This window comes from Paractinoplanes rhizophilus, from assembly GCF_042664765.1.
GTDB lineage: Bacteria > Actinomycetota > Actinomycetes > Mycobacteriales > Micromonosporaceae > Actinoplanes > Actinoplanes rhizophilus.
This window is the reverse complement of record NZ_JBHTBJ010000016.1, coordinates 114109-140006: the sequence shown is the minus strand read 5'-3', so window position 1 is coordinate 140006 and position 25898 is coordinate 114109. Positions and strand designations below refer to the sequence as shown.

Here is a 25898-nt window from a genome sequence, read left to right as displayed (position 1 = left end):
CGGGCTGCTGTTTGCTTTCGGTTCCTACCGGCCGGCGGCGATCAGCCTCGGTGGTCCACCCGGCTGGGCGTTGAGTGTGGGCCCGCCGGGGAAGGTCGGCACGATGCCGCCGAATCCCGGCTGCGGATTCTCCCCGCGCGGCAGCGTGCCGCTCCCGGGCTGCAAACCCGTGCCCGGATCAGTGCCCACGCCCGGCAGCGTGCCATCCCCCGGCACCGTGCCGTTTCCGGGCACCGTGCCGTTTCCGGGCACCGTGCCCGTGCCCGGCAGCGTGCCCGGCTGGCCGGCCCCGGGCTGGCCCGGCTGCTGACCGGACTGGCCGGGCGGGGTCAGTCGGAAGAGGACCGCGTCATCGAGGTCTTCACGGGTGATGCCCATGCCGTCGACCGGGATGTCGCCGGCCCGCTCCCACGCGGTGCCCGCCACGTAGTCGCGCAGCAGCAGGACCGTGGTGACGCCCTGGGTGCGCAGGTATTGAATGCTGGCCGCGTCGGGGAACGTCTGCACCGACCGGCGCATCTCGGCCTGATGCGCCGCGGCGAAACCACCGGCGCCGTTGGCGATGTGCTGGAAGCGGGTCGTCGACCAGAGCATCACCATCTGATCGGTGAGCTCGGCGGTCGGCAGCACCAGCATCGGACCGGTGACCGTGCGCATCGCCCGCGGCTGGTAGGGCACGACCGGGTGGGCGGTCGAGGCCCAGCCCTCGGCCAGCACCAGGGCCAGCGGGATGAGTGTGGCCAGCCGCAGCCACGGGCCGGGCCACGGCGGGATGCGCTGCTCGGCCCAGTGGTCGGCGCGCCGGACGAACTCGGCAACCGCGCCGGCCGCGAGGATGGCCAGCAGTAGCGTCACCCACAGCATGAGGCGGCCCGGGATCCGGACGCCCAGCCCGGCCGGCAGGTGGCCGAAGAGCGGCAGGTAACTCCAGCGGCCGTCGAAGAAGTTGGTGCCCAGGGCCAGGATGATCGTGGCGGCGAGGCCGGCCAGCAGCAGCAGGCGCTGCCAGAGCGTCCAGATGGAGAAGGCCAGTCCGGCCAGGGCCAGGGCGTAGAGCACGAAGCCCGGCAGCAGCGACATCTCGGCCGGCCAGCTCAGCGAGGAGCGCGGCACCTGGTGCGGGCCGCCCCACAGCCGCGACTCGGCGGGGCCGATCAGCAGGCTGCGCAGCGGCGGCGAGAAGAACTTGATCTCGGCGGTGGCGGTGCTGGTGCCGCCGGCCTTGAAGTACGGAAGGGCGATCAGCGCGGCGACGCCGGCCACGATCAGCGGGCCGATGACGTCGGTGGTCAGCAGGCGCCAGCCCAGCACCGGGCGCTCGGCGGGTCGGCGCAACCAGCGGATCGGCACCCGCACCAGCAGCACGAGCAGGATGATCCCGAGCACGCCGAGGAACGGCAGCCCGAGCGAGAAGCCGAGGCTGACCTGCCAGGCGGCGACCAGCCAGCCCGCCACGGCCCAGCCGGGGCGCCGATGCGTACGCCGGAAGCCGCGCCGCATCGACCAGCCGTGCCCGCGGGCCAGCATGGCCAGCGCGAGCGGGATGCCGCCGGCCGAGACGATGTCGAGGTGGCCCTCCTGCGCGAGGCGCCACGGCGCGTACGCGAAGGCGACCGCGGCCAAAGCGGCGCCGGTGCGGCCGGCGCCGAGCTGCCGGACGAGGGCGTACGCGCCGATCAGCAACAGCGCGTGGGCCAGGACGAAGAGGATGTTGTATCGCAGCGCGGCCGCGAGCGGGCCCTCGCCGATCATCCCGGCCGGGGCGTAGCCGAGCAGGCTGTCGCCGAAGGCGAAGCTGTTGGGCACCGGGAAGAACGCGTTGGCCTGCCACAGCTTGACCGGATCGGTGAGCAGGATGTGCCCGCTCCAGGCGACCTGCCAGGCCTGACGGGCGGGGTCGCCGAGATCCTGCGGCAGGGTGTGCAGGGGGTACTGCAAAGCCGGCCAGGTCATCGCCACGGCCAGCGCCAGCGCGACGTAGACGACCACCGCGTACTCATGGATGAGCGCGCGGCCGAATCTTCGGGTCGCCCGGCGGAAGCGGCCGGGCGGCCGCTCGGGTGTCGTGGCGAAGGCGGTCCAGGGGTCGGGTGGGGCGTCGGCGGGGCGAGCGGTGGGGAGCGGCTCCTTGATCCGCGCGGACGGCGGGGTCTCTTGTGGAGCAACCGTCGCACCAGGCGCGGAATTGGACACATCGGACGGCTGTGCCACCGCGGCGCCCACCGCGACAAGCTCGCGCGCGGGCACCGCCGAGCGTCGCCGTCTGGTGACACTCAGAAACCGCCGCCACCCGGACGGGGCGTCGGCCGAGCGGGCCGCCGGCTCCGCCAACGCGGCCGTCATGCGCGCGGCTCGATCCGCCTCACTCCCCGCGACGCCCGCAGCCGGCGAAGGAACAGGTGGAGCAGCCGGAGCAGCCGACGGAACCGGAGGGCCGGATCCCGCCCCCGGGCCCCCACTCGGCGCCGAAGGGAAACGCGGCGCCGAGGCAGGAGAAGAAGGAGGCGCGGAAGCGGAGGGCGGCGCCGAAGCGGAGGGCGGCGCGGAAGGGGAAAGCGGCCCCGGCGCGGAAGGCGAAGCCGAAGGGCGCGCCGGGGGACCGCCGGGCATGGAGGTGTGCGTCGGCCCGGGTGGCGGAGCCGGGGCAGCGGGGCGCAGGGCCTCGGCCGCCGGGGCGCGGGGCGGGGCCGGCTCGGTGGCCGGCTGCTCCTGCGGCTGCTCGGTGGTCATGGTCCTCCCCAGTACCCCGTGGTCAGCGGCTCGCCCGCGCCCTCAGGAGGGCGATGTCGGCACCCTGACCCTCGGCGCCGCCCGGGGTCTCGACGACCGCCGGAGCGCCGGAGGCCCGGATGGCGGCCACCACCAACTCCGGGTCGATCTTGCCATTGCCGAGGTTGTCGTGCCGGTCCTGGCCGGAATCGAAGCCGCCCTTGGAGTCGTTGGCGTGGATCAGGTCTATCCGGCCGGTGATCGCCTTGACCCGGTCGACGATGCCGGTCAGGTCTTCCCCGCCGGCGAACGCGTGGCAGGTGTCGAGGCAGAACCCCGCACCGAAGCCGCCCACGGCGTCCCACAGCCGGGCGAGGTCGTCGAAGCGGCGGGCACATGCGTTGTCGCCGCCCGCCGTGTTCTCGATCAGGATCGGCAACGGCAGGCCGCCGTCGGACTCCGCGTACTCGAAGGCCTTGCGCCAATTCTCGAAGCCGGCGGCGAGATCGGCGCCCGCGCCGACGTGGCCGCCGTGCACGATCAGGCCTTTCGCGCCCAGCTCGGCGGCGGCCTTGGCGTGCGCCATGAGCAGCTTGCGGCTCGGAATCCGGATGCGGTTGTTGGGCGAGGCGACATTCACGATGTACGGCGCGTGGATGTAGATGTCCACCTCGGACTCACGCAGGGCCGCGGCATCCTCGCGCGGTTTGGGGTTTTTGTAACCCTGCGGGTCGGTCAGGAAGAACTGCACGGCGTCGGCCCCGCGTTCGCGTGCCGCGTGCAGGGGATCGGCCGGATCGACATGGGCTCCGATGCGCATGGGTCGAGCCTACGACGAGGGTCCGACGCTTTCCGCACGCGTCACCGTGTCCGGCCGGGCCTCGTTAGACCCGATCGAAGCAGGACGAACTGGGAGATGGTGCATGTCGCGGCAGTTCCGCTACCGGGTCACAGCGTTCGTGCTCGGCGGTCTGATATTCGGAGCGCCGCTGCTGACGAATGGCACGGCGAGCGCAGAGCAGACCGGTCCGGCTCCGGAGGGCGGCCGGCAAGTGACCTTCGAGGGCGGCGGGATGCTGGATCTCGCCTGCCGTTCCCACCCCGACATCGAGCGCATGACGGTGCCGGCCGACAGCACGGTCCGGGTGATCAACCGCACCGGATACAGCGCGCGCCTGCAGCTCAGCGGCGACACCAAGGGCACGCTGCCGGACGACGCCGCGACCGAGGTGGTGTTCCGCCGGGGCACGACCTCGGTGTTGCTGAGGCCGAACTGCCCGCTCGGCGAGGACGCGGTGCCGGTGCTGGTCACGGCCGCGCCGTCGGCGTCGGCGCAGATGCCGGACCCGATGCCGGCGCCCTCGGACGGCGGCGCGAGCGCCTCGGTCACGGCCGCCACGACCTCGTCGGGTTCGCCGTCCGGTCCGGCGTCGGGATCCACGCTTCCGGATTCGGCGGCGGCGAGTCCGTCGCGGCTGACGCCGGCGACGGGACATTCGAGTGTGCGGGCTCCGGCGACCGCGCGGACCTCGGCGGTGGCGCAGGCCGCGGCGGCAGCGGCGCAGGCCATGCCACAGGGTGGCAGCTCCGGACGAACCAAGATCAAAACATCCACGGGTACGGCGGGAAGCACTGCTCCCGCGTTCGCGGGCATGCCGCCCGGCGATCGGAAGGCGCTTCTTCCCGGCGTACCCCACCTGGATCTGAGCCCGGACACGCGGCAAGCGGCGCACGCGGCACCGCCCGCACCACCCACCGAGGCCGCGGCGACGCAGCCGGCGGCCGAACCGGTGGCCGCGATGGAGCCGGTCGGCGAGACCGGGCCCATCGGGTTGCTGGCGCTGACGGCGGCCGTCTGTGTGATGGGAGTGGGCGCCGCGGCGATCCGGGCGCTCGTGTCGCAACGTGCAAATCGGGCAAAAGTGGCGTAACGTAGTCGTCAACAAGCTCCGCGGGGCGGCCGCGTCCAACCTCATCGGTGTGGTCGTTCCTCCCCAGGTCCCACCCAGCGAAAGCGGAACGGACGCCCCGCGGCTCCCGAACGAAAGAGGACCCCGTCCGTCGACGGGGTCCTCTTTCGTGTGCCGACCTGGATTTGGGCAGCTCCGGCCGGGTGGGTATGCTTGCCCGGTTCGCAGTCTCGGCCGTGGGCTCAAACACCCACGGCTTCTGTTTGCGATCGACACAAGACCTCCTGCCACGGAGAGACCGTGGCCGCTCAGCCCACAGGAGGTGAGAAAGTCTTGCGTCATTACGAACTCATGGTGATCCTCGATCCTTCGCTCGAGGAGCGCACCGTTGGCCCGTCGCTCGATCAGTACCTGAACGTGATCAGGACCGCGGGTGGCTCGGTGGAGAAGCTCGACGTGTGGGGCCGTCGCCGGCTCTCGTTCGAGATCAACAAGAAGGCCGAGGGCATCTACGCCGTCGTCGACCTTCAGGCGACCCCCGAGGCCGTCGCCGAGCTGGACCGTCAGCTGCGGCTGAACGAGAACATCCTGCGTACCAAGGTCATCCGGCCCGAGACCCGCTGAGTTACCCCAGGCGGCTCCGCCGCACTGCAAGGGTAAAACCGCTGGAAGCTCGTTTTTGTCGGGGGGTTCTGAGAACCTCCTACGAACGAGAACAGCGGCGAGGAGTAGATCATGGCAGGAGAAACCGTTATCACGGTCGTCGGTAACCTCACCGATGATCCCGAGCTGCGCTTCACCCCGTCGGGTGCGGCGGTTGCCAAGTTCCGCATCGCGTCCACGCCGCGCACTCTGGACCGGCAGTCGGGCGAGTGGAAAGACGGCGAGCCACTGTTCCTTGCGTGCAACATCTGGCGCGACGCCGCCGAGCACGTCGCCGAGTCGCTGCAGCGCGGCACTCGGGTGATCGTGCAGGGCCGGTTGCGCCAGCGGTCTTACGAGACCCGCGAGGGAGAGAAGCGCACCGTCTACGAGCTCGAGGTCGACGAGATCGGCCCGTCGCTGCGGTACGCCACGGCGAAGGTGCAGCGGATGAGTCGCTCCGGTGGCGGTGGTGGTGGCGGCGGCTTCGGCGCCTCCAACGGCGGCGGTGGCGGCGGCAACCGGCCGCAGTCCAGCGGTGGCGGCGGAGGCAACTTCGACGACCCGTGGGCGACGGCCGCTCCGGCCCAGGGCAGCCGCTCCGGCGGCGGCAGCAGCAGCTCCTCGTTCGACGACGAGCCTCCCTTCTAGCCCTGTCGGGCTGTTAAACGAGTTCAGGAGTAAGAGCAATGGCTAAGGCTGCGGCGCTTCGCAAGCCGAAGAAGAAGGTGAACCCGCTCGACAAGGACGGGATCACCTACATCGACTACAAGGACACCGCCCTGCTGCGGAAGTTCATCTCCGACCGCGGCAAGATCCGCGCTCGCCGGGTGACCGGGGTGACCTCTCAGCAGCAGCGGCAGATCGCACGCGCGGTCAAGAACGCCCGCGAGATGGCGCTCCTGCCGTACACCGCGACGGCTCGCTGAGGAGGATCCGCGACATGAAGATCATCCTCACCCAGGAGGTGTCGGGTCTCGGCACCCCCGGCGACATCGTCGAGGTCAAGAACGGCTACGGCCGCAACTACCTGCTGCCGCAGGGCTTCGCGATCCAGTGGAGCAAGGGCGCCGAGAAGCAGGTCGCCGTCATCAAGCGGGCCCGCGATGCCCGCGAGATCCGCGACCTGGGCCAGGCCAACGAGGTCAAGGCCCAGCTGGCCGGCCTCAAGGTGACGCTGAGCGCGCGCTCCGGCAACGGCGGCCGCCTGTTCGGCTCGATCACCCCGGCCGAGATCGTCGACGCGGTCAAGGCCGCCGGCGGTCCGATGCTCGACCGGCGTCGCCTCGAGCTGCCGGGGCACATCAAGACCACCGGCGCGTACAACGTCCAGGTCAAGCTGCACCCCGAGGTGACCGCGACGTTCCCGGTGAACGTGGTGTCCGCCAAGTAAGACCAAGAAAGAGGCCCTGGTCCACGAATGCCGTGGAGCAGGGCCTCTTTCGCATGCTGTGGGCACCTCCGACGGCGCGCGTTTTGCGTTTCAGCGACAGCCCCGCCGATCGCCCGCGGAGCGAAGCGGAGCCGGTCGGCTGAGCTCAGCTCAGCTCAAGCTGTTGCCGGTGATGGCGGAACTGAGCACTGTGGCCAGTCCGCCGCCCACCACCGCCGCGGCGAGGCCGACGCTGATGGCCTTCCAGGAGCTGCTGAACTTTCGCAGGCCGACCGCCACGATCACGCTCAGGATCAGCGAGATGAGGAACTGCGGGGCCGCCTTCGCGAGGGTGTCGAGGGCGTGTGACTGCGAACCGTTGTTGACCACCAGCATGTAGACGACAAACAGGGCAATGGGCACGCCGTACCAGATCACGGTGTAACCGACCGCGGCGAGGGGACCGCCGGTGTCCTGGTCGTCCTCCTCGTCGTCCGGATCGAGCAGGTTGCTCCTCCGGCTCGTCGGGAAGCCGCCGGTGACCGGGCGGCGCTCGTAGGAGCCGGTGAAACTCTGCTGCAGGCCGTTGCCCGCGCGCTGCGGACGGACCATCGGATCGCGCTGCTCGCGGGGCACCGGCGAGATCAGCGACGTGGACGTCATCGATAGGTTCGAGGATCGCGGGGCCGCTGCCGCCCCGCTCGCCCGAAAGGGCACGAAATCCGAGGTGCCGAAGCGCCGGGACTCACCCTCGGCGAGGTTGCCGTCGGCCAGCCCGCGCCGCCAATCGTCGCCGCCACCCTCGCGATAGGCGGCCGAGCCGAGTCCGCCCCCATCGCTCTCGGCCGGTTCGGCTAGTTCGCTCCGCCAGTCACCGCCGGCCGGTGCTAGTTCGCTCCGCCAGTCGCCGGCGGCTGGTGTGGCGAGTTCGCCTCGCCAGTCGCCCGCGGCGGGTGCGGTCAGCTCGCTCCGCCAGTCGCCGGCCTCGGGTCGCTGCCTCGGGTCGGACGGCGCCCCGCCCGCCCAGGGCGGGCTTTCCGGGGCCGCGCCGAGGGCCCGGCTCTGCCACGAGGGACCGGCGCCGGGGTCGCGACGCCAAGGGTCGGGGCTGGGCGGCTCGTCATAGTCGGCGGCGACACGGCGCCGGCCACCGCCCATCGACGGATCGTCGTCGTCGCGCCGACGGACGCCGGCACGATAGTCGGACGGGGCGCCGTAGGAGGGGCCACCGCCCGGTCGTTCCCCGAACGGCATGCTCCCGCTCGGCCGTTCCCCGAACGGCATGCTTCCGCTAGGCCGCTCGCCGGACGGCATGCTGCTGCGCGGCGCGTTGCCGGGCGGGTCGCCGTAATACCGGTCGTCGCCGGGATCGCCACCGTTACGGAAGTCGGTCCCGTCATCCGGGCGGGCGCGGCCGCTGGGAAGCGCGCGTCGAGCGCTGCCGTAAGCCGGACCGCTCGGGGCGGCGCTGTCATAGGCCGAACCGTTCGCACCGGCGCTGCCGTAGGCCGGCCCGCTCGCCGGTCCACTGGCCGGTCTGCTGCCGTAGGCCGGTCCGCTCGCCGGTCCACTGGCCGGTCCGCCGCCGTAGGCCGGTCCGCTCGCCGGTCCACTGGCCGGTCCGCCGCCGTAGGCCGGTCCGCTCGCCGGGCCGTTGCCGTAGATGGGGCCGCCCGCCAGACCGTTGCCGCCGACGGCGCCTCCCGCCGGGCCGCCGCCGTAGGCCGGTCCGCTCGCGGGACCATTGCCGTAGGCGGCGCCGCTCGCCGGCGCGGCGCCGAATCCGGTGTCGTCGGGGCGCCCTCGGCCGCCCGGGAGCGCCCGGCCGCTGGGAAGCTCGCGCCGGGGAGAACCGTAGGGCGTGCCGCTGCGCGGGGCCGGGCCGGGGTAGCCGGGCTCGTCGTCGGGCCGGTTGCCGTAGGGCGTGGCACTGCGCGGAGCGGGGCCGGGGTAGCCGGGCTCGTCGTCGGGCCGGTTGCCGTAGGGCGTGGCACTGCGCGGAGCGGGGCCGGGGTAGCCGGGCTCGTCGTCGGGCCGGTTCCCGTACGGCGTGGCACTGCGCGGGGCGGCCGACGGCAGGCCGGTGCGGGGTGCGGCAGGCATGGCGCTGCGCGGCGAGCTGGACGGCGGGTTGTGCCATTCGTCGGCGGGGGCCTCGGGCTTCGCGGGGCCGGCCGGAAGCGCGCGGCGCGGCGGGGCGGCTTGGCCCATCGCCTCGCGACGCGCGGCCTCCTCGCGCCAGGCCTGCACCCGCGGGTCGTCCTCGGCGCGGCTCCACTGGCCGGTGTCGGGGTCGCGCACCCAGCTACTGGTGTCGGGCTCGGCCACCCAGGAGCCGGTGTGCTCGCGCCAGTCGTCGTCGTGGCCCTCTTTGTAGCGGGCCTTGCCGCCGGACGGGCGCTGCCGCTCCTCGCCACGACCACGGCGGCCACCGCCGGGCGCCCCGCCGGGGCGGCCGTCGCCGAACGCTCCCGGACCGCTCGACGCCGCGGCCTCGCGAGCGTCATCACCGAAGGCTCCGGGTGCGCCGGGCGCGTTGCGAACATCGTCGCCGAATCGGCCGGGAGCCGCGGCGTCGTCGCGGCCGCGACGACGGCCCGCTCCGGGAGCCGGCTGCTCGGCGGGGTAGGCCGCGCCGCGCCCGAACCCGGTGGTCGGTGCGGCCGCCGGCGGATCCACGCCGCGCCCGAAGCCCGTCGAGGGCTCCGCAACACCCCGCCCGAAGCTGGAGATCGGTGCGCCGGGCGGCGGCTCGGCCAGTCCGGCGCCCCGCCCGAAGCTGGAGGTGGGTGCGGCCGGGGGCCGCTCGCCGCGGCCGAAGCCGGTGGTGGGCGAGGACGACGGCGGCTCGACGGGATAGCCGCCGGCCGCGCCGCGACCGAAGCCCGAACCGGACGGGGCCTCGGGCGGATAGGCGGCGCCGCGGCCGAAGCTCGACGTCGGCGCCGCGGGCGGTGGCTCGGCCGGGCCCGATCCGCGACCGAAGCCCGAGGCGGGCGCGGCCGATGGTGGCTCGGCGTAGGTGCCGCGGGTGAAGGTCGTGGTCGGCGACTCGGTCGCGTACCCGCGCGGGGTCTCGACCGGCGGGGCCTCGTCGGCGTAGCGGCCGCGGCGGGGGCCGGGCGCCGCCGGGTCGGCGGCGTGGCTGCCGCCGGGACGAGTGTCGTAGCTGAGCGGCATCGCGGCCGACGCGGCGCCGCCGGTCGGGCGTGGGCCGGGGTCGGCGACCGGGTCGGTGTGCCGGCTGCGGCGACCGGTTTCGCCGTACGGCGCGGAAGGCGTACCCGGCTCGCCGTACGAGGGCAGCGCTCGGCGGCCCGTGGACCCGTCATGGCGGCCGGCGCCGTCGTCGTGCCGCCGGGCGGCCGGATCGGCACCGGCCCACGTGGGGGTGGTCGGCGCGGCCGGCTCGGCGAAGAGCGGAATGTTGCCCGTGTCGGTGTGCCCGGCCCAGTGGTCGGGATCCGAGCGCGTGGCCCAGCCCGTACCCCCGGATGGTCTTGAAGATCCACCCTCGGGCGCCCGGCGGCGGCCGACCGGCGGTGACCCACCACCCAGCTCCGCATCGCGCCGCCAGGCGGCGCGGTCGTCCTCGCGGACCAGATGGCGCCCGTCGTCGCGCGGCGTCTGCCAGCTGGGCGTCTCGGCCGGATCGTCCATGCGCAGCCAGCTCGACATCGACTCCGGGTCTTTCGTGGAGCTGGTCGCGGCGGCATCGTTCCAGGTCGCGGTGCCCTCGATGGCGTCGCGCTGCCAGGGCTGCCGGGCCGGCTCGGCGGAACCGCCGTCGACGAGCTGGTGCCACGCGTTGCTCTCGGCCGGGGGACGCGGGGCGGGCTGCGGCCGGCTCGGCGCGGACTGCTGCTGCTCCCAGGGTTTCGCCGGCTCGGTGAACTGCTGCCATGCGGGCCGCGGCTCGTCGGCGGCCGAGTCGGGCGAGGACCACGCCGTGCTGGAGATCGCCGGCTGGGAGGTGGGCGTTTCCTCGGCCGGCGGGTAGGAGCTGTTACCGCCGGTCTGCCAGGCCTCGGTGGTGGACCGCCAGCCGTGCGTGCCGGTCGTGGAGCGCCACTCGGTGGTCTGCCGCCAGCGCGCGCCGGTGGCCCGCCACTCGGCCGTCTCGGTGCGCCAGCCGACGCCGTCGGCCGGGAAGGTGGGACGGCCGGTCGCGGCCACGTCGGACCATCTGTTGGCCGGCTCGACCGCCTGGGAGTCGGACTCGGCCTGCTGCGCCCACGCGTCGGCGCGCTCCTGCCAGGCCTGCGCCTCGGGGCTGGGCTGCATGCTGCCCGTGTCGGTCAGCGACGCCCATTTCGGCTCGGGCTCGGCGAAATCGGTACGTTCCGGACTCGGGGACGGCCACGGCTGCGCAGCGCGCCTGTCGCGCGGCATGCGTGTGCCGTAGTCCCATTCCCGTTGGTCCACCCAGAAAGCGTGACGTGCAAGTGGGCGAACCGCAACGCCTCCGGGCGATGGCTTGCTCACGCCGGGCAGCTTTTCTTTTCTCCACAGGTCGTGGATGAGGTTGTTCCTGTTGGAAAGGCACAGGTCATGCCGCCCGCGGCGGTTGTGCACAGGCTGTGCACAGGGCTGTCCCCAGGTTGGGCCGGGATGTCCACAGGTTGTCCAAAGGCTCGTCCACCGGGGTGCTTGGGCAGCCGGTGCCGCTCTTCGTAGAGTGATCCCGCCTCGTGATCGGATCAGTTTTTTGATCATGGGCTGGTTTAGCCGAAAGTGTCATACCCGGGCTGTTGGATCACGACATAGGCGTACGGCGAGCGGAGGAGGTCCGGGTGTCGATCACCGACGACGCGCGGCCGGAGTCGCGGCCACCAGCCCAGCCGTCGGCCGGTGGGCCGCCGCGCGGTGGTGGCGGCGACGGGCCGGGCGGTGGTGGCGGCGGCTTCGACCGCTCCCCGCCGCAGGATGTCGCGGCCGAGCAGGGCGTGCTCGGCGGCATGTTGCTCTCCAAGGACGCGATCGCCGACGTCGTCGAGATCATCAAGGTGCAGGACTTCTATCGTCCGGTGCACGCCACGATCTACGACGTCATCCTCGATCTGTACGGGCGGGGCGAGCCGGCCGACGCGCTGACCGTGGCCGCGGCCCTTTCCGACGCGGGCGACCTGCAGCGCGTCGGCGGCGTGCCGTACCTGCACACCCTGATCGAGAGCGTGCCCACCGCGGCCAACGCCTCCTACTACGCACGCATCGTCTCCGAGCGGGCGATCCTGCGCCGGCTGGTCGAGGCCGGCACCAAGATCGTGCAGCTCGGCTACGGGGCGAACGGCAACGGCGGGCGCGACGTCGACGACATCGTCGACCTGGCCCAGCAGGCCATCTACGACGTCACCGAAAAGAGGGTGAGCGAGGATTTCGCCGCCCTGGGCGACATGCTTCAGCCGACCCTCGACGAGATCGAGGCGGTCGGCGCCTCCGGCGGCGTGATGTCCGGCGTGCCGACCGGCTTCAGCGATCTCGATCGCCTGCTCAACGGCCTGCACCCGGGCCAGCTCATCATCGTGGCCGGCCGCCCGGGTCTCGGTAAGTCCACGGTGAGTATGGACTTCGCCCGTAATGCCGCGATTCGCAGCCAGTGCGCCAGTGCCATCTTCTCGCTCGAAATGAGCAAGATCGAGATGGTCATGCGCCTGCTGTCCGCCGAGGCCCGGGTGCCGCTGCACGTGCTGCGCTCCGGCCAGCTGACCGACGACGACTGGAGCAAGCTCGCCCGCCGCATAGGCGAGATCAGCGAGGCGCCGATCTTCGTCGACGACACCCCGAGCATGAATCTCATGGAGATCCGGGCCAAGGCGCGCCGCCTCAAACAGCGGCACAACCTCAAGCTCCTGGTGATCGACTATCTCCAGCTGATGACGTCGCCGAAACGCACCGAGAGCCGCCAGCAGGAGGTCTCCGAGCTCTCCCGTGGCCTCAAGCTCCTGGCAAAGGAGATCGAGTGTCCGGTGATCGCCGTGTCCCAGCTGAACCGTGGCCCCGAGCAGCGCACCGACAAGCGCCCCCAGTTGTCCGACCTGCGCGAAAGTGGATCAATCGAACAGGACGCGGACGTCGTTATTCTGCTGCACCGCGACGACTACTACGACAAGGAGTCGCCGCGGGCGGGCGAGGCCGATTTCATCGTGGCCAAGCACCGAAACGGCCCCACCGACACCGTGACCGTGGCCGCTCAGCTGCACCTCTCCCGCTTCGTCGACATGGCAATCGTCTAATCGGCCACCGGCCACTGACCGGGCCCGTGGTAGGGCAGCGGCGCCGGTCGGCCGCGCCCGTCCACGACCAGGGCATCCATCGAGACGACGTTGCCGGGCGACGCGGTGCCGCGGTGGTGGTACAACGGCTCGTCCTCCCTCAGCAAGCCCACCTGCGGGTCGAGGAAGAGGATGGTGCCGTTGTGGTTCACCGCCGCCCACGTGTGGCAGCCCCCGCCGGCCAGGTCGGTGAGGATGAGGGCTAGGGCGCCGTGGCCCGAATTGTGCAGGTGGTTCGCGAGGTTCCGCATGGCGGCGTCGACCGCCGGCTTGGCGATCATGGGCCCGGCGTGGCCCAGGAACGGGCACAGGTTCTGAAACGAGGCGCCGGTCGCCTTCTCCATGCGCTGCACGCCCAGCCACTCGCCGCCGATCGGCCGGTCGGGGTCGCCGTGCGCGTAGGAGTCGAAGGTGCGCGGCGCCGCGACCCTCGGGGTGCCGTTCAGATAGGTGTCGTAGAAGGCCAGAACGGCGTCGACGCAGTTGAGGCCGCGGGTCGGGTCGGACTCCGGGCCGCCGCCGTTGAGCAGGCGGAACCAGTCGCCGACGCGCGGATCGGCCCGGCGGGGCGCACCCGGCGGCATCGCCTTCGCCAAGGCTTTCTGATGCACCGCCAGGGGCGCGCGCTGCAGCGGCACGGTGGGCCGCCCGCGGGCGGGGATGACGACCGTCCGCGTCCCGGGCTCCACCAGCTCGGACCGCAGGCGGATCCGCCGGGTGATCTCGGCGCTGGACGGCGGCGACGGGGCACCGCCGAGCCTCGTCGTGAGCCGCCCGGAGATCTCCAGCACGGCGACCCGGGTGGCCGCGGCCAACCCGTCCGCCGCCGCGGTCGCGGCACCCATCGACAGCGCCGCCGCTACTTTCATCCCGGTCAGCTCGATGAGGAACCGGCCGATTTCGATCCACGCCTCGAGCTTCGCCGCCTCGATCGCCCGCCCGCACTCCTCGACGAGCGCTCCCAGCGATGCCGCGATCTCCACCAGCGCGTTCAGCGGCGCCGCGGAATCGCCGGCCAGCCGTTGCCACGCGTCCCGGAATCCTGGGTCGTCGAGCTCTCCCGCGGCGGCCACCGCCTCGTCGCGCCTCGCGCCGAGCGCCCGGGCCACCGCGTACCAGCGATCCGCGACATCCCAGGTCGCCACCTCGTCGCCGGCCGGCCAATCCGGGCCGAGCACCGCGGCGAGCACCTCGGGGCGCACCTCGGGAAGACCGAAGTCGAGCGGGTGCGGAACGGGGCTGGACAGGACCGTCACCGAGCATCGTCCTTGATGGATCGCGACGCCGCCTCGCCGAGGCCCTCGACGTACCTCGCGAGCTGCTCCCACGCGGTCAGGATCTGCGACGCCATCGTCCGGTAACGACCGTCGAAGGCCCGCCCGGCCTCGTCGTCGCCCCACGGCCGCGCGGCCGACGCGGCGGCCACCGCGGCCCCGGCGGACTCCCGCTCGGCGCCGAGCATCCGCCCGGCGTCGCTGATCCGCCGCCCGGGATCATCCCGCGTCATGATGACCCAGCAGCGAACGGAGCTCGTTGTCGCGCAGGAACTTCCGCGTGCCCGACTCGGCCGGCAGATATTCGGCGACCATCTCCTCGATCTGCGCGGCCGACCGCGCCGCCGCCTCCCGCGCGGTCGCGACGATCGTGCGAGCCAGCCGGTCGCTGTCGGCTTCCCGATAGATGCCCCGATCGAGGCTCAGATCGACGAGCTGACCTCGCGGCCCGACCGTCGCGCGCACCAGCCCGTCGTCGGAGACGCAGCTGACCCGCAGCGAGGCGAGCCGTCTCTGCAGATCGTCCAGATCGGACCTGAGCCGCGCATATTGCCCGTAGACCTCGGCCAATCGGGCACGTAATCCCTGGTTGGCATCGCGGTCCGCCGTTTCTGCCACCGTTGCCACTCCGTTCGCCGCCATCGAACTTCGTGACAATACCGGGCTTCGCCACGAAGCGTGGTTCGGTAACTTCATTCCGCACCGAGGAGGCGAAAAACCACGATGATCACGCGGGTGGAGGCCGAGGCGATCGCCGCGCGCTGGGCGCGCGGAGAGGCCGAGCAGCGGGGGTACGGGTGTGAGCCCGCGATCGCCGAATTCGACCTCGGCTGGGTGATCTGGACGCGTCCGCCGCCCGGCGTGCTGCCGCTCCCCGGCGACGGCGCCCGCACGGTGATCGACCGGGAGACCGGCGCGCTTTCGACGTGGCCCGCCATTCCGTACGAGACGATCGCCGCCCTCTATCGCACGCGCCGTCCCCGGCCGTCCGCGACGGTCGATCCCGCGGTGGCGTTGCGCCGCGCGGCTCGGCGCCGTCCCAGCCCGACCACCGCGGCCGAGGTCTTCGTCGAGGGCCGGGTGTTCCGCGCGCAGGGCGCCAAGGGCGATCAGCAGATCAACCTGCATCCGCGGGTGGCCGCCGCGCTGGCCGGGCTGCCGTCCGCGGCACGGGTCCGCGGCGCCGACCGGCACGCCGAGATCATCGCGGTGTCCGACGCGCTGCACGAGACGGGCAAGGTGGGTGGTGGGTTCCGCGCCTTTCGCGTACGCGAGAAGGCCGACCCCGACGCCGGCGGCCCGGCACCACCCTGCGAGACCTGCCGGGCCGTCCTGGTGGATCTCGGCGCGCTGCCGCGGAGCGAGCTGACCTACGCCTCCGAGTGGCGGCCCGCCCCCGACCAGATCGCCGGGCGGTTCCCACCCGATGTCGCGCAGGTGCTCGCCGACGGTGGTTGGCTCGGGGTCGAATCGCCGGACGTGCCGGCCATCGACGCGGCGTCGACGCTATCCGGCCGGCCCGCGTTCCCGGCCGCCCGCCGAGCCCTGGCGGAGTTCGCCGGCGTGCGCTGCGCCCGGCGTGGCCCGGGCCGGCAGCGGGCGATCCGGCCGCTGACCTTCGATCCGCTCCCCGGCGCCGGTCAGGCCGGCGCGCTGGCCGAGTTCGCCGAGGTGCTCGGCGTCCCGGTGTTCCCGCTCGGCGTCGAGGCCGGCGACTCCTACCTGGTGATCGACGAGCCCGGCCGCGTGTTCCTGCTCGACCAGGCGGGCGAGTGGTTCGTGGGCGCCTCGCTCGACGAGGCGGTGGTCGCCCTCCTGACCGGAGACGGGCCGGCGGAACGCCTCCACGACGACGGCACCTGGGCGTCGGCCTGACGCTTGCCTGTCGGGTTGAGGGCTGGGTGCCGGTCTGACGCCAGGCGCCGGGGCAGACTGCGCGCCCGGCGGCTCCAACCGCCAGCGAGACCGAGGACCGAGGCGCCCGCCGGCTTCGCCCGAGAGAGCGGAACCGGCGGGCGCAAGCCCCGTGAGTCGACGAGCAGCCCTGGCCGGGGAGCAGCCCCTCAGCCGAAGCCGACGAGCAGTCCGTCAGTCGAAGAGGTCGTGCAGGAAGCTCTTCCGCCTGCGGTAGTGGCCGTGGTGACCGCCGCGTGCCCGGTAGTGGCCGTGGTAGTGCCCGTGATGGCCGTAGCCCGGCGCCGGATATCCGTGGGCGACCGGCGCGCCGTAGGCCGGCGGCGGGGCCGCGTAGCCGCCGTGAACCGGAGCACCGTGGGCGGGAGGGGGCGGAGGCGGAGAGTATGCCCCGGGCGGCCCGGTCGGCGCCGCGGGGCGGGGCGGGGCCTGCCGCATGTTGAAGTTCGCCTCGGCCTCGAAGAGTTTCTCGAGCTCACCGCGGTCGAGGAAGATGCCGCGGCATTCGGTGCACTGATCCACCGTGACGCCGCTGCGTTCGTACACTCGCATCTCGCCGTGACACTTCGGACAGGTCATCTGCATCTCACCGACGGTACAAGGACGTGTCACCGTCGCGGGCTCTCTGCGGCTGTGTGGTTGCTGAGTGCTCGGTGGGAAACGTCCGACTTCAGCGCCGGCGCCCACGCCAGAAACGCGATCGGATAGAGCAGGTAGCCGAAGCGCGTCGAGGGAATCAGCAGGATCGCCGCGAGCAGTCCCCAGCCGCAGACCAGCGCCGCGCTGGTGGCGTTCCGCGGCGGCCGCCGGACCAGCCGCACGGCGATCACGACGGCGGTCGCAACCAGCAGTCCGGTGGCCAGGAGCCGGCCGCCGGGCAGGTGCTGCGCGATCAGATAACCGGGAAACGGCGACTGCGCCGGGCTGGTGACCAGGCCGTGCCCGAGCGGGAATCGCACGACGTTCTCGAGAAACGCGTCCGCGTTCACCAGGAACGCCGGGATCAACACGAGAATCGGCAGCCCGACGGCGCCCGGCAGGAACGACCGCCATCGCCCGCTGACGATGGCAAGTACCAGCAGCACCGCCACCACCGGAAAGGCGAACGGCTTGCAGGCCGCCGCCGCGCCGACCGCCAGCCCGGCCCATCCCCACCGGCCGGTCGTCGCGAGCGCCAGCGCGAGCAGGCACAACGCCAGCACCGGCAGGTCGTCACCCCCGGTGGCGAGGGTCAGGGCACAGATCGGCACGACCGCGACGGCCTGAACGGCCCGCACCAGGGCCGGCGACATCGGCGTCCCCAGCGGGGAAAGCGGCCCACCCGAGCGACCCGGCAACGACGCAGGCTCGCCGACCGGCATCAGCAGGCGAACCGCCAACGCCAGCGCCCCCACGGTCACCACCGCGAACCACACCCGCGCGTCCGTCCACCAGAAGTCTCCGAAAGCGGCCCGAGGCAGCCCGAAGACCGCCATCCCCGGCTGGTAGGGGCTGTACCCCATCAGCCGCTCGTCGACAGGCAGCGCCGCGATCGCGTCGCGCCCCAGATAGGGCGTGCCGTCGTGCAGCAGCCGCTCGCCCATCCGCTCGACGACCAGCACTTCCTCCTGCGCCCGGCCGGTGCGCCCACCGGCTCGCTGCACCGCCTCGACCACCAGCGGCACCAGCGCCGCCAAAACCCCGGTGGTCCAGGCAAGCGTTCCCCTCCCGCTCAGCGTGCGACGCATGATCTGTGCGACGACCAGCACCGTCGCCGCGGCATACGGCCACAGCGCGATCGCTCCCCACGCCCGGTGCGGCAGCAGCGTGGAGGTGAGCGCCGTGATCAGCGCGAAGGCGGCCGCGATCGCGTACAGGAAAAGGTCGGCCGTGCGGCCACCACCCGCCCGATCGACGCGCTGAAGCAGGCGAACGGCGCGGTCGGTCACGCGCGCCAGTGTGGCAGAGCGATTCAGCCTCGGCGCCGCGGCCGGCTAAGAGAGTGACCGTTGCGCGCGTCGCGGGGTGGACCGCGGCATCGCAGGCACGGGGCGCGGCGCGTGACGAGCCGTGACGCGCGACGGCGTTATGGCCGGCGCATGGGGGCGGCGTGTGTCATGGGCGGCGCGTGGGGCGGCGTGCGTCATGGGCGGCGCGTGGGGCGCCGTGCGTCATGGGCGCCGCGTGGGCTTGGGGTGCGTCGTGGGGTGGGCGGCGCGTGGGTTGGGGTGCGTCGTGGGCCTCGATGGCGCGTGATGTGAGGTTCCGTCGTGAGCGGGTGCGCCACGTGGCGAACGGGCACCGCAGGTGCCGCGAGTGCCGCAGGTGCCGCGAGTGCCGCAGGTGCCCGGCGAGTGGGCGCGGAGCGGTCAGCTGGGCTGGTGCGGCAGGGCGGAACGGCTCGTGCCGGGCGGGCGGCGGCGCGGCAGGCGCACCACCGAGCCGACGTCGTGCAGGGCGGCGGCCAGGGCGCCGGGGCGGCCGCCGGAGCCGCGCTGGAGCGTGCCCAGCAGTCGCGCCGAGGACATCGGCCGGGCGAACAGGTGGCCCTGGCCGGCGGCGCAGCCGAGCTCCCACAGGGCGTGCCGCTGCGGTTCGCTCTCGACGCCCTCGGCGACCACCGTGAGGCGCAGGCTGCGGGCCAGGTCGACGGTCGAGCGGATCACGGCGGCGGCCTCGGACGAGGTCTCGACGGCGGTGACGAAGTCGCGGTCGATCTTCAACTGGTTGATCGGGATGTGCGACAGGACCGAGAGCGACGAGACCCCGGTGCCGAAGTCGTCGAGGGCCAGGCCGACGCCGGCGTCGCGCAGCTCGGTGAGCGCGCGGCCGACCGTGTCGAGCTGGCTGATCGTGAGGGTCTCGGTGAGCTCGAGCACCAGCCGGTCGGCCGGCACGTCGTGGCGGGCCAGGCCGGCGAGCACAGTGGACGGGAAGCGCGCGTCGAGCAGGCTGCGGGGCGACACGTTCACCGCGACGGGCAGGTCGAAGCCGGCCTCCCGCCACACCCCGGAGGCGGCCAGCGCCTGGTCGAGCACCGCCTCGGCGAAGGCCGGCAGCTGGCCGGAGCGCTCCACCGTCTCGAGGAACTGCATGGGCGTGAGGTATCCGTGCTCGGGGTGCTGCCACCGGGCCAGCGCCTCGGCCGAGATGATCTCGCCGCTGCCCAGGTCGACGATCGGCTGGAAGTCGACCACGAACTCCTGCTCGGCCACCGCGCGCTGGAGCTCGCCGCCGAGCATCAGCCGGCCGACGTCGGCGGTGTCGAGCGAGTGCGCGTACGTCGCGGTCGGCTGGCCGGCCCGCTTGGCCTGGTACATCGCGACGTCGGCGCGACGCATCAGCTCGTTGATGCCGCCGCTGCCGGGCGCCAGCGCGATGCCGCCGGCCGCCTCGACGGTGATCTGCATGCCCTCGACCTCGAGGGTCGCCTCGAGCGCGCTGAGCATCTGCTCGGCGCGGTGCGTGGCCAGGGCCGGGGTGGCCAGGTTCACCAGCAGCACGGCGAACTCGTCGCCGCCGAGCCGGGCCACCAGGTCGCCGGGGGCGGCCGAGTCGTCGAGCCGCCGGGCCACCTCGCGCAGCACCGCGTCGCCGGCGCCGTGGCCGAGCGTGTCGTTGACCTCCTTGAAGTGGTTGAGGTCGATGAGCAGCAGCGCCACGATGCCGTCGTCGGTACGGCCCGCGAAGTACTCGATCGCCCGCTCGTACAGCTCGCGGCGGTTGGCCAGCCCGGTCAGCGGATCGTGCGCCGCCTCCCACGCGTTCTGCTCGTTGAGCCGCTGCAACTCCGCGTAGGCGGAGGCGTTGCGAATCGCCGTGCACAGCGCCGACGCGAACGTCTTGAGTTTGTACCGCTCGAACTCGGTGAGTTTGATCTTGCCGTGGAAGTCGAGCACGAGCGCGCCCGCCCGGTAACTGCGGTCGCGGGTTTCCAGATCGGTGGTGATTGCCGTGTCACCGCCGAACTTCCGCGGGCCGGGGCCGTCGTAGGTGACGCCCTCGGCGCGCGCTCGCACCACCCGGTCGACGCCGGTCGCGGCCAGGTCGATCTCCACCTCGTCGGCCGAGAAGAGCCGCGCACCCTGCTCGGCCGCGTGGTAGAGCACCTGGTTGAGGTCGACCGAGCTGAGCTCGTCGGTGGTGTCGGCGAGCCGCCGCCAGGACTCGCGCTCCTCGGCCGTGCGCAGCCGCCGCGAGTGCCAGAGGTGCAGGCAGGCCACCACCAGCGGCACGAAGCCGAGCAGCAGCGGGCTGGCCCCGCTGACCAGCACGCCGACGACGTATACGACGGTGGCCAGCTTGGCCGCGTTGTCGACCAGGTCGGAGACGAGGTCGCGGAAGAAGACCTGGCGGATCGTCGAGTGTGAGGCCACCGCGATGACGGGCAGGAACGCGGCCTGGTCGACGATGTTGAAGGCCAGATAGGCCAGGACGACGGCGCTGATGCTGACCTGCGGGTGGCGCAGGTCGGGCTGCGCGCCGGTGAGGATCAGCACCAGGCCGAACGCGCTGGAGAACAGCACCATCTTGCCGAGCGCATGCCACGTCTTGAGTGGTGGCTGGCGACTCACGATCTTGGCGATGGCCAGGCCGGCCGTGGCGCTCAGCAGCACCCAGGGCATCGGAGCGAGGACCATCCCGATCATGATCGGGATCTCGCTCCAGTTGGTGGCGTTGTGACTGGACTGGACTCGGACATAGATCTTGACGCGTACGCCAAGCCAGACGCCGAAGAAGACCAGCAGCAAGAGAGCGGGCTGTGGCATCGGCGGCCGGGCGTGGATTGCGTACCAGACATTGAGGACAGCGGCGCTGAAAGCCAGAACGACGACGAGACCGATGAGCAGCCGGAGCCGCCGATCGGTCGCGTCGTCGTTGGAGCTTCGCTGTGTTGGCACGGGATGTCCTGTCGCCGAGCTCAACGGGGCAAGTTTCCCCGGGCTCAAGCCTATGCAATTAACGCCGGGTGGCGCACTCGCCTACTCCCAGTCGCGGCTTCGCATGTTCTCTCCTCGCGTCGGAACCCGGCCCAGTCCGGGTCCAAATGATCTTTAAATCGTCGCGACGAGCGAAACGTTATGCGTTGATCCGTGCAGCCGTAACCCTTTTGTGTCGGTATGCGCAGAAAGCGATAATCGGGGGAGCGGTCGTTACTCCCTGCATAAGAAACAAGACTCTGTGCAATGTGATTAGTCGATTTGGACGCAGTGTCCGTATCGCAGAGGGTGCCGTTTGTATAACGCTGCGGATTGACAAAACAAGTGGCTAATCCGTAACGTCGGCAGGCTCCTGAGCAGCGGATAGATCATGAACATTGAACAACTTTCAATGGTGAACCGCATGTCTCGATTGCGCTGGCGGACGGCTTCGGCGAACGTTCTATAAACTCCCGTTATGCCCGAGAAATCGCTGCTCAGTCACGTCGACCAGACCGGCGCCGCGCGGATGGTCGACGTTTCCGCCAAGGCGGTCACCACCCGTCTCGCCGTCGCTGCCGGCCGGGTCGTGACGACCCCCGAAGTGATGGCGTTGTTGCAGGCTGACGGCCTGCCGAAGGGTGATGCGGTGGCCGTCGCGCGGCTCGCGGGCATCATGGGCGCCAAGCGGACGCCCGACCTCATCCCGCTCTGTCACCCGATCGGGCTGCACGGCGTCGTGGTTGATCTCGAGCTGACCGCGAATGCGATCGAGATCACGGCCACCACCAGGACCGCCGACCGCACCGGGGTGGAGATGGAGGCCCTGACGGCGGTCGCGACGGCCGGCCTCGCGATGATCGACATGATCAAGGCGGTGGACCCGGCCGCGAGCATCGAATCGGTCCGTGTGCTGCGCAAAGAGGGCGGCAAGACCGGCGAGTGGGTACGCCCGGAGGACCGGCCGTGAGGGGCCGGGTGATCGTCGCCAGCAACCGCGCCGCGGCCGGCGTCTATCCCGACACCAGCGGCCCGCGCCTGGTCAGCGGCCTGCGCGAGCTGGGCTGCGAGGTGGGCGACCCGGTCGTCGTGCCGGACGGCGATCCGGTCGAGCGCGCCCTGCGCGAGGCGGTGGCCGACGGCGTCGATGTGGTGCTGACCAGCGGCGGAACGGGTGTCACCCCGACCGACCGCACCCCCGAGGCGACCCGCGGCGTGCTCGACTTCGAGGTTCCCGGCATCGCCGAGGCCATCCGGGCGTACAGCCGCGACCGGGTCCCGGCCGCCGCTCTGTCCCGAGGTATTGCGGGAGTAGCGGGACGAACACTTATAGTTAACTTGCCGGGTTCGACCGGAGGCGCCAAGGATGGCCTGGCCGTGCTCGCGCCCCTGCTCAAGCACACGATTGAGCAGATCAACGGCGGGGATCATCCGCAGGCGTAGCCCGCGAGTACTAGACGCGTGGGCGTACGCAGAAAGTCCTAGACACATGCTGCAAAGTCGGACACTGCCCGCCGTCCACATAATGGGAAAAGTGGCGCCCCCATGCCCGCGCACGGCGGGAGACGATCGCGCTGGATAGGCTCGGGCGGTGAGCGAAGAGATCCCGGTCGACTGGGGGCAGGCCCGCGCCCTCGCGTACGAGGCGGGCCGGCGCGCCGCCGGACCGGCCGAGACGATCTCGCTGCCCGACGCCGACGGCCGTACCCTCGCCGAGCCACTCCGCGCGCTCACCGACCTCCCCGCCTTCCCCACCTCGAGCATCGACGGCTGGGCGGTGCGCGGCCCGCAGCCGTGGCGCGTGGTCGGCCGCGTGCTGGCCGGTGGCGTGGCCGATCCGCTCGACGAGGACGGCACGTGCGTCGAGATCGCGACCGGCGCCATGGTGCCGGCCGGCGCCGACGCGCTGATCCGGATAGAGGAGTCCACACGCGACGCCGACGGCCTGGTCAGCGGCGAGCCGCGGGCGGTGCCCGAGTGGCGGCTGCCGGGCGAGGAGGCGCACCAGGGCGAGGAGCTGCTGCCCGCCGGCACGGCCGTGGACCCGGCGGTGATCGGCGTCGCCGCCACGTGCGGATACGAATCGCTCAGCGTGCGCGCACGCCCCCGCGCCGGGCTGCTGGTCTTCGGCGACGAGCTGCTCACCGCGGGGCCGCCCGGGGCCGGCCGCGTGCGCGACTCGCTCGGCCCGCAGGTGCCGGGCTGGCTGCGCCGCTGTGGCGCCGTCGTCGAGCCGGGCGCGATCGCCGGCCCGGTGCGGGACACCCTCGAGGCGCACCTCGAAGCGGTGCGCGGCGCGTTGGCCACTGCCGACCTGGTCTGCACGACCGGCGGCACCATGCACGGCCCGGTCGACCACCTGCACCCGGCGCTGGCCAAGCTCGGCGCCGAGTACGTGGTGAACACCGTCGCCGTCCGCCCCGGCTTCCCGATGCTGCTGGCCCGCGTGCCCGGCCCGGACGGCCGCACCCGGTTCCTGGCCGGGCTGCCCGGCAACCCGCAGTCCGCCGTGATCGCCCTGATCACGCTGGTCGCACCCCTGCTCGCCGGGCTGCAGGGCCGCCCCGCGCCGAGACTCGCCATGGTCGAGGCGTCCGCCCCCGTGCCGGGTCGCGGCGGCTTCACCCACCTGGCGCTCGCCCGGCTCGACCACGATGGACGCTCGGCCGCTCCGGTGGGCCACGTCGGCTCGGCGATGTTGCGCGGCCTCTCCCACGCCCACGGTTTCGTCGTGGTGCGTCCCGGCGCGCAGGCCGCGGCCGGCGATCTCGTGCCGTTCCTTCCGTTGCCACTCGTCGCCGGGGAGCGCCCATGACCGGGGTTGTCGTGATCGCCGAGGTGCGCGATGTGCCGCTCGACCTGACGGCCCATGAGAGGGCGGTGGCCGAGGCCCGGGCCGGGGCGGTGGTCTCCTTCCAGGGCGTCGTCCGCGACCACGACGAGGGGCGCGGCGTGACGCTGCTCGAATACGAGGGCCACCCGACCGCCGAGGCGATTCTGCGAGAGGTGGCGGCGGAGATCGCCGACGACCCCGACGTGTACGCGGTGGCCGTGTCCCACCGGATCGGCGCGCTGGCGATCGGCGACGTCGCGCTGGTGGCCGCCGTGAGCACGGCACACCGGGCGGCCGCGTTCGCCGCCTGCGCCCGCCTGGTCGACGAGGTCAAGGCCCGCCTGCCGATCTGGAAGCGCCAGGTCTTCACCGACGGCACCGACGAGTGGGTCAACTGTCCGTAGGGCGCATCGGGCTGGCAACCTTGATGATTCGGTGCGCGCAGTTAGCGGGAACTCATCAAGGCTCGACCGATGTATTGGCTGCGGCGGGCGGGAGTCACGGGTCGCGGGGGCCAGGGATGGCCAAAGCCCGGGGTATCGGCTGCGGCCGGCGGGAGTCACGGGCCGCACGGGGGGCCGGGGATGGCCAGAACCCGGGGTATCGGCTGCGGCGTCACCGGCCGCGGGGGCCGGGGATGGCCGGCGCTCGGGGTATCGGCCGCGGTCGGCGGCTGAGCATGGCGGGGGCGACGCCCGGTCGCCACGGTAGCGAGTTCAGCAGCAGGATCAGGATGAAGGCGTAGCCGTTCCAGCCGACTAACCATCGTGGAGCCGCCACCAGCGCCAGGTAGGCGATCAGCGCCACGGCCGCGAAACCGGCGCCGGGGAATCGGCGCGACTGCGGTCGGCGGACGGTGACCCAACGGCGGGCGGCGGCTTCGATCAGAGCGAGGACGGCCGGCACCAACCAGATCAGCGAGTGAACCCGGCTGACCGGTCCGACGGCGGCACCGGTCAGGCCGATCAGCGTGCAGGCGGTGACCTCGTCGCCGTCGGCGTGTGCCGAGCGGGCGCGGATCAGCCCGACCGCGATCAGCAGGCCGGCGAACGAGAGCCAGATCAGCACCGGCGTGCTCGTCGAGTCGTAGAGACGGGCCAGCACGCCGGCCAGGGACTGGTTGTCGGGGACGTCGAACGGGCCGGAGCGGGCCAGCCCGGGCAGGATCGGCGCCGGGCCCGGGGCCACGAGCAGGGCGGCGCCGAACAGGGTGAGGGCGGTGACGGTCGCGGTCACGGCGGCCCGCCACCGCCGGGTCACCGCGAAATACAGGATGAAAAGCCACGGGCCGACTGCCACGGCCGTGGCGATCCCGGTGCCGACGCCCGCCCACGCGCCGGTCACCCAGACCATGCGCAGCCGGGACGGCGAGCGGTCCGGCGGCCAGACGGCGCGGCTGCTGGGCCCGCCCGAGCGGTCCGGCGGCCAGACGGCGCGGCTGCTGGGCCCGCCCGAGCGGTCCGGCGGCCAGGCGGCGCGGCTGCTGGGCCCGCCCGAGCGGTCCGGCGGCCAGGCGGCTCGGCTGCGCGGCCCGCCCGAGCGGTCCGGCGACGAGGTGGCGGTGCCGGGGCCGCCCGAGCGATCCGGGGACCAGGCGGCGCGGCTGCGGGCTCGGGCCGATCGGCGCAGGGCGATCACGTCGGCCGTGATCAGGCCGAACAGGAGCAGGTCGAGGCCGCCCAGTCCGAGGGTGGCGCGGACCGGGGCGACGAGCAGGGCCAGCAGCAGAGCGGCGAGAACGGCCGGGAAACGGGGACGTCCGTATCGGCGCGCGATCGGGCCGACCAGCGCTGTCAGGGACAGCAGTAGGGCGATGACGCCGGCCGCTCCGGTCAGCAGCGCCGCCGCCCGCAGCGGAAGCAGGCACAGCGGAGAGACGAGCAGTGCGGCGGGCGCGGTCAGCGGGGCGTTCAGCCGGCCGCCCGCCTGCCAGTCGCGCACGGCCGCGAGTGAGGCGGCGAGTGTGCTGACCCCGTACGCGTGCTGGATCACGACAATCGCCGAGCCGGCGGCGAGGCACGCCAGAGTGACCACAACGGACCTTGCGTGCTTCGCCGGCATGGCGCGACCCCCG

The 25898-nt window shown here is 72.6% G+C and carries 21 protein-coding genes; 11 read left to right on the top strand and 10 right to left on the bottom strand.

Translation table 11 applies throughout. The features are described from left to right. Positions 1-24 precede the first annotated feature (24 nt). Positions 25-2343: a hypothetical protein gene (locus ACFQS1_RS22385; protein WP_378971440.1), complete on the bottom strand. Its 2319-nt coding sequence runs from the start codon at positions 2341-2343 to the stop codon at positions 25-27. 409 nt (positions 2344-2752) lie between these two features. Further along, entirely contained in the window at positions 2753-3529 is a 777-nt protein-coding gene (locus ACFQS1_RS22380) for a deoxyribonuclease IV (protein ID WP_378971438.1), read from the bottom strand. A gap of 103 nt (positions 3530-3632) precedes the next feature. Here ACFQS1_RS22380 and ACFQS1_RS22375 point away from each other — a divergent pair, with 103 nt between their 5' ends. The 5 genes from ACFQS1_RS22375 (at position 3633) to rplI (ending at position 6654) form a co-directional block, all read left to right on the top strand. Beyond that, on the top strand, positions 3633-4640 hold the full coding sequence (locus tag ACFQS1_RS22375; protein ID WP_378971436.1) for a hypothetical protein: 1008 nt from the start codon (positions 3633-3635) through the stop codon (positions 4638-4640). Positions 4641-4952: 312 nt separating this feature from the next. After that, positions 4953-5243: a 30S ribosomal protein S6 gene (rpsF, locus tag ACFQS1_RS22370; RefSeq protein ID WP_378971434.1), complete on the top strand. Its 291-nt coding sequence runs from the start codon at positions 4953-4955 to the stop codon at positions 5241-5243. A gap of 111 nt (positions 5244-5354) precedes the next feature. Next, a complete protein-coding gene (locus tag ACFQS1_RS22365; RefSeq protein WP_378971432.1) occupies positions 5355-5912 on the top strand; it encodes a single-stranded DNA-binding protein in 558 nt (185 codons plus the stop codon). A 38-nt stretch (positions 5913-5950) separates the two neighbouring features. Beyond that, on the top strand, positions 5951-6190 hold the full coding sequence (gene rpsR, locus ACFQS1_RS22360) for a 30S ribosomal protein S18 (protein ID WP_007073789.1): 240 nt from the start codon (positions 5951-5953) through the stop codon (positions 6188-6190). Positions 6191-6204: 14 nt separating this feature from the next. Then, entirely contained in the window at positions 6205-6654 is a 450-nt protein-coding gene (rplI, locus tag ACFQS1_RS22355; RefSeq protein ID WP_378971429.1) for a 50S ribosomal protein L9, read from the top strand. 150 nt (positions 6655-6804) lie between these two features. On the opposite strand, the gene ACFQS1_RS22350 is transcribed toward rplI, so the two are convergent. Then, complete coding sequence (locus ACFQS1_RS22350; RefSeq protein ID WP_378971427.1) at positions 6805-11025, bottom strand: hypothetical protein; 4221 nt, start codon at positions 11023-11025, stop codon at positions 6805-6807. 401 nt (positions 11026-11426) lie between these two features. On the opposite strand from ACFQS1_RS22350, the gene dnaB reads away from it, so the two are divergent. Then, positions 11427-12866, top strand: a complete 1440-nt coding sequence (gene dnaB, locus ACFQS1_RS22345; protein ID WP_378971425.1) for a replicative DNA helicase — start codon at positions 11427-11429, stop codon at positions 12864-12866. Here the strand turns inward: dnaB and ACFQS1_RS22340 are convergent. Genes ACFQS1_RS22340 through ACFQS1_RS22330 form a run of 3 tightly spaced genes read right to left on the bottom strand, consistent with a single transcriptional unit; the run spans position 12863 to position 14821 of the window. Further along, positions 12863-14161: a toxin glutamine deamidase domain-containing protein gene (locus ACFQS1_RS22340; RefSeq protein ID WP_378971422.1), complete on the bottom strand. Its 1299-nt coding sequence runs from the start codon at positions 14159-14161 to the stop codon at positions 12863-12865. The two genes, dnaB and ACFQS1_RS22340, sit on opposite strands and share 4 nt — an antisense overlap. Then, positions 14158-14412, bottom strand: a complete 255-nt coding sequence (locus ACFQS1_RS22335; protein ID WP_378971420.1) for a hypothetical protein — start codon at positions 14410-14412, stop codon at positions 14158-14160. The genes ACFQS1_RS22340 and ACFQS1_RS22335 overlap by 4 nt, the downstream gene beginning before the upstream one ends. Further along, positions 14399-14821, bottom strand: a complete 423-nt coding sequence (locus tag ACFQS1_RS22330; RefSeq protein ID WP_378971418.1) for a YbaB/EbfC family nucleoid-associated protein — start codon at positions 14819-14821, stop codon at positions 14399-14401. Before ACFQS1_RS22330 ends, ACFQS1_RS22335 begins: the two co-directional genes overlap by 14 nt. An 81-nt stretch (positions 14822-14902) precedes the next feature. Between ACFQS1_RS22330 and ACFQS1_RS22325 the strand changes: the two genes are divergently transcribed. Continuing rightward, positions 14903-16054, top strand: a complete 1152-nt coding sequence (locus ACFQS1_RS22325) for an SUKH-3 domain-containing protein (RefSeq protein WP_378971416.1) — start codon at positions 14903-14905, stop codon at positions 16052-16054. A gap of 213 nt (positions 16055-16267) precedes the next feature. Here ACFQS1_RS22325 and ACFQS1_RS22320 read toward each other — a convergent pair whose 3' ends face one another. From ACFQS1_RS22320 to ACFQS1_RS22310, 3 genes are all read right to left on the bottom strand, one after another. Continuing rightward, positions 16268-16678 (bottom strand): TFIIB-type zinc ribbon-containing protein, encoded by a 411-nt coding sequence (locus ACFQS1_RS22320; protein ID WP_378971413.1) that lies wholly within the window; start codon positions 16676-16678, stop codon positions 16268-16270. A gap of 23 nt (positions 16679-16701) precedes the next feature. After that, a complete protein-coding gene (locus ACFQS1_RS22315) occupies positions 16702-18030 on the bottom strand; it encodes a glycosyltransferase 87 family protein (protein ID WP_378971502.1) in 1329 nt (442 codons plus the stop codon). Between the two features lie 411 nt (positions 18031-18441). After that, the gene (locus ACFQS1_RS22310; RefSeq protein WP_378971410.1) at positions 18442-20973 is read right to left on the bottom strand and encodes a putative bifunctional diguanylate cyclase/phosphodiesterase; all 2532 of its coding nucleotides are present in this window, start codon (positions 20971-20973) and stop codon (positions 18442-18444) included. Positions 20974-21469: 496 nt separating this feature from the next. Between ACFQS1_RS22310 and moaC the strand changes: the two genes are divergently transcribed. The 4 genes from moaC to ACFQS1_RS22290 all read left to right on the top strand — a co-directional run bounded on the left by moaC (position 21470) and on the right by ACFQS1_RS22290 (position 24228). Then, positions 21470-21961 (top strand): cyclic pyranopterin monophosphate synthase MoaC, encoded by a 492-nt coding sequence (moaC, locus tag ACFQS1_RS22305; protein WP_378971407.1) that lies wholly within the window; start codon positions 21470-21472, stop codon positions 21959-21961. Beyond that, a complete protein-coding gene (locus ACFQS1_RS22300; RefSeq protein ID WP_378971405.1) occupies positions 21934-22434 on the top strand; it encodes a MogA/MoaB family molybdenum cofactor biosynthesis protein in 501 nt (166 codons plus the stop codon). The genes moaC and ACFQS1_RS22300 overlap by 28 nt, the downstream gene beginning before the upstream one ends. Positions 22435-22582: 148 nt before the next feature. Continuing rightward, positions 22583-23806: a molybdopterin molybdotransferase MoeA gene (locus ACFQS1_RS22295; RefSeq protein WP_378971402.1), complete on the top strand. Its 1224-nt coding sequence runs from the start codon at positions 22583-22585 to the stop codon at positions 23804-23806. After that, positions 23803-24228, top strand: coding sequence for a molybdenum cofactor biosynthesis protein MoaE (locus tag ACFQS1_RS22290; RefSeq protein ID WP_378971400.1), 426 nt, complete (start codon positions 23803-23805; stop codon positions 24226-24228). Before ACFQS1_RS22295 ends, ACFQS1_RS22290 begins: the two co-directional genes overlap by 4 nt. A 211-nt stretch (positions 24229-24439) precedes the next feature. Here ACFQS1_RS22290 and ACFQS1_RS22285 read toward each other — a convergent pair whose 3' ends face one another. Further along, on the bottom strand, positions 24440-25858 hold the full coding sequence (locus ACFQS1_RS22285; RefSeq protein ID WP_378971398.1) for a glycosyltransferase 87 family protein: 1419 nt from the start codon (positions 25856-25858) through the stop codon (positions 24440-24442). Between the last annotated feature and the right edge of the window lie 40 nt (positions 25859-25898).

What these genes read in the sequence shown, in the direction of transcription:
- ACFQS1_RS22385 (WP_378971440.1), bottom strand. Translation starts at nt 2,343, where the DNA reads ATGACGGCCGCGTTGGCGGAGCCGGCGGCCCGCTCGGCCGACGCCCCG.
- ACFQS1_RS22290 (WP_378971400.1), top strand. Translation starts at nt 23,803, where the DNA reads ATGACCGGGGTTGTCGTGATCGCCGAGGTGCGCGATGTGCCGCTCGAC.
- rplI (WP_378971429.1), top strand. Translation starts at nt 6,205, where the DNA reads ATGAAGATCATCCTCACCCAGGAGGTGTCGGGTCTCGGCACCCCCGGC.
- ACFQS1_RS22375 (WP_378971436.1), top strand. Translation starts at nt 3,633, where the DNA reads ATGTCGCGGCAGTTCCGCTACCGGGTCACAGCGTTCGTGCTCGGCGGT.
- ACFQS1_RS22365 (WP_378971432.1), top strand. Translation starts at nt 5,355, where the DNA reads ATGGCAGGAGAAACCGTTATCACGGTCGTCGGTAACCTCACCGATGAT.
- ACFQS1_RS22350 (WP_378971427.1), bottom strand. Translation starts at nt 11,025, where the DNA reads ATGCCGCGCGACAGGCGCGCTGCGCAGCCGTGGCCGTCCCCGAGTCCG.
- ACFQS1_RS22320 (WP_378971413.1), bottom strand. Translation starts at nt 16,678, where the DNA reads ATGCAGATGACCTGTCCGAAGTGTCACGGCGAGATGCGAGTGTACGAA.
- ACFQS1_RS22325 (WP_378971416.1), top strand. Translation starts at nt 14,903, where the DNA reads ATGATCACGCGGGTGGAGGCCGAGGCGATCGCCGCGCGCTGGGCGCGC.
- ACFQS1_RS22330 (WP_378971418.1), bottom strand. Translation starts at nt 14,821, where the DNA reads ATGGCGGCGAACGGAGTGGCAACGGTGGCAGAAACGGCGGACCGCGAT.
- ACFQS1_RS22380 (WP_378971438.1), bottom strand. Translation starts at nt 3,529, where the DNA reads ATGCGCATCGGAGCCCATGTCGATCCGGCCGATCCCCTGCACGCGGCA.
- ACFQS1_RS22335 (WP_378971420.1), bottom strand. Translation starts at nt 14,412, where the DNA reads ATGACGCGGGATGATCCCGGGCGGCGGATCAGCGACGCCGGGCGGATG.
- moaC (WP_378971407.1), top strand. Translation starts at nt 21,470, where the DNA reads ATGCCCGAGAAATCGCTGCTCAGTCACGTCGACCAGACCGGCGCCGCG.
- rpsR (WP_007073789.1), top strand. Translation starts at nt 5,951, where the DNA reads ATGGCTAAGGCTGCGGCGCTTCGCAAGCCGAAGAAGAAGGTGAACCCG.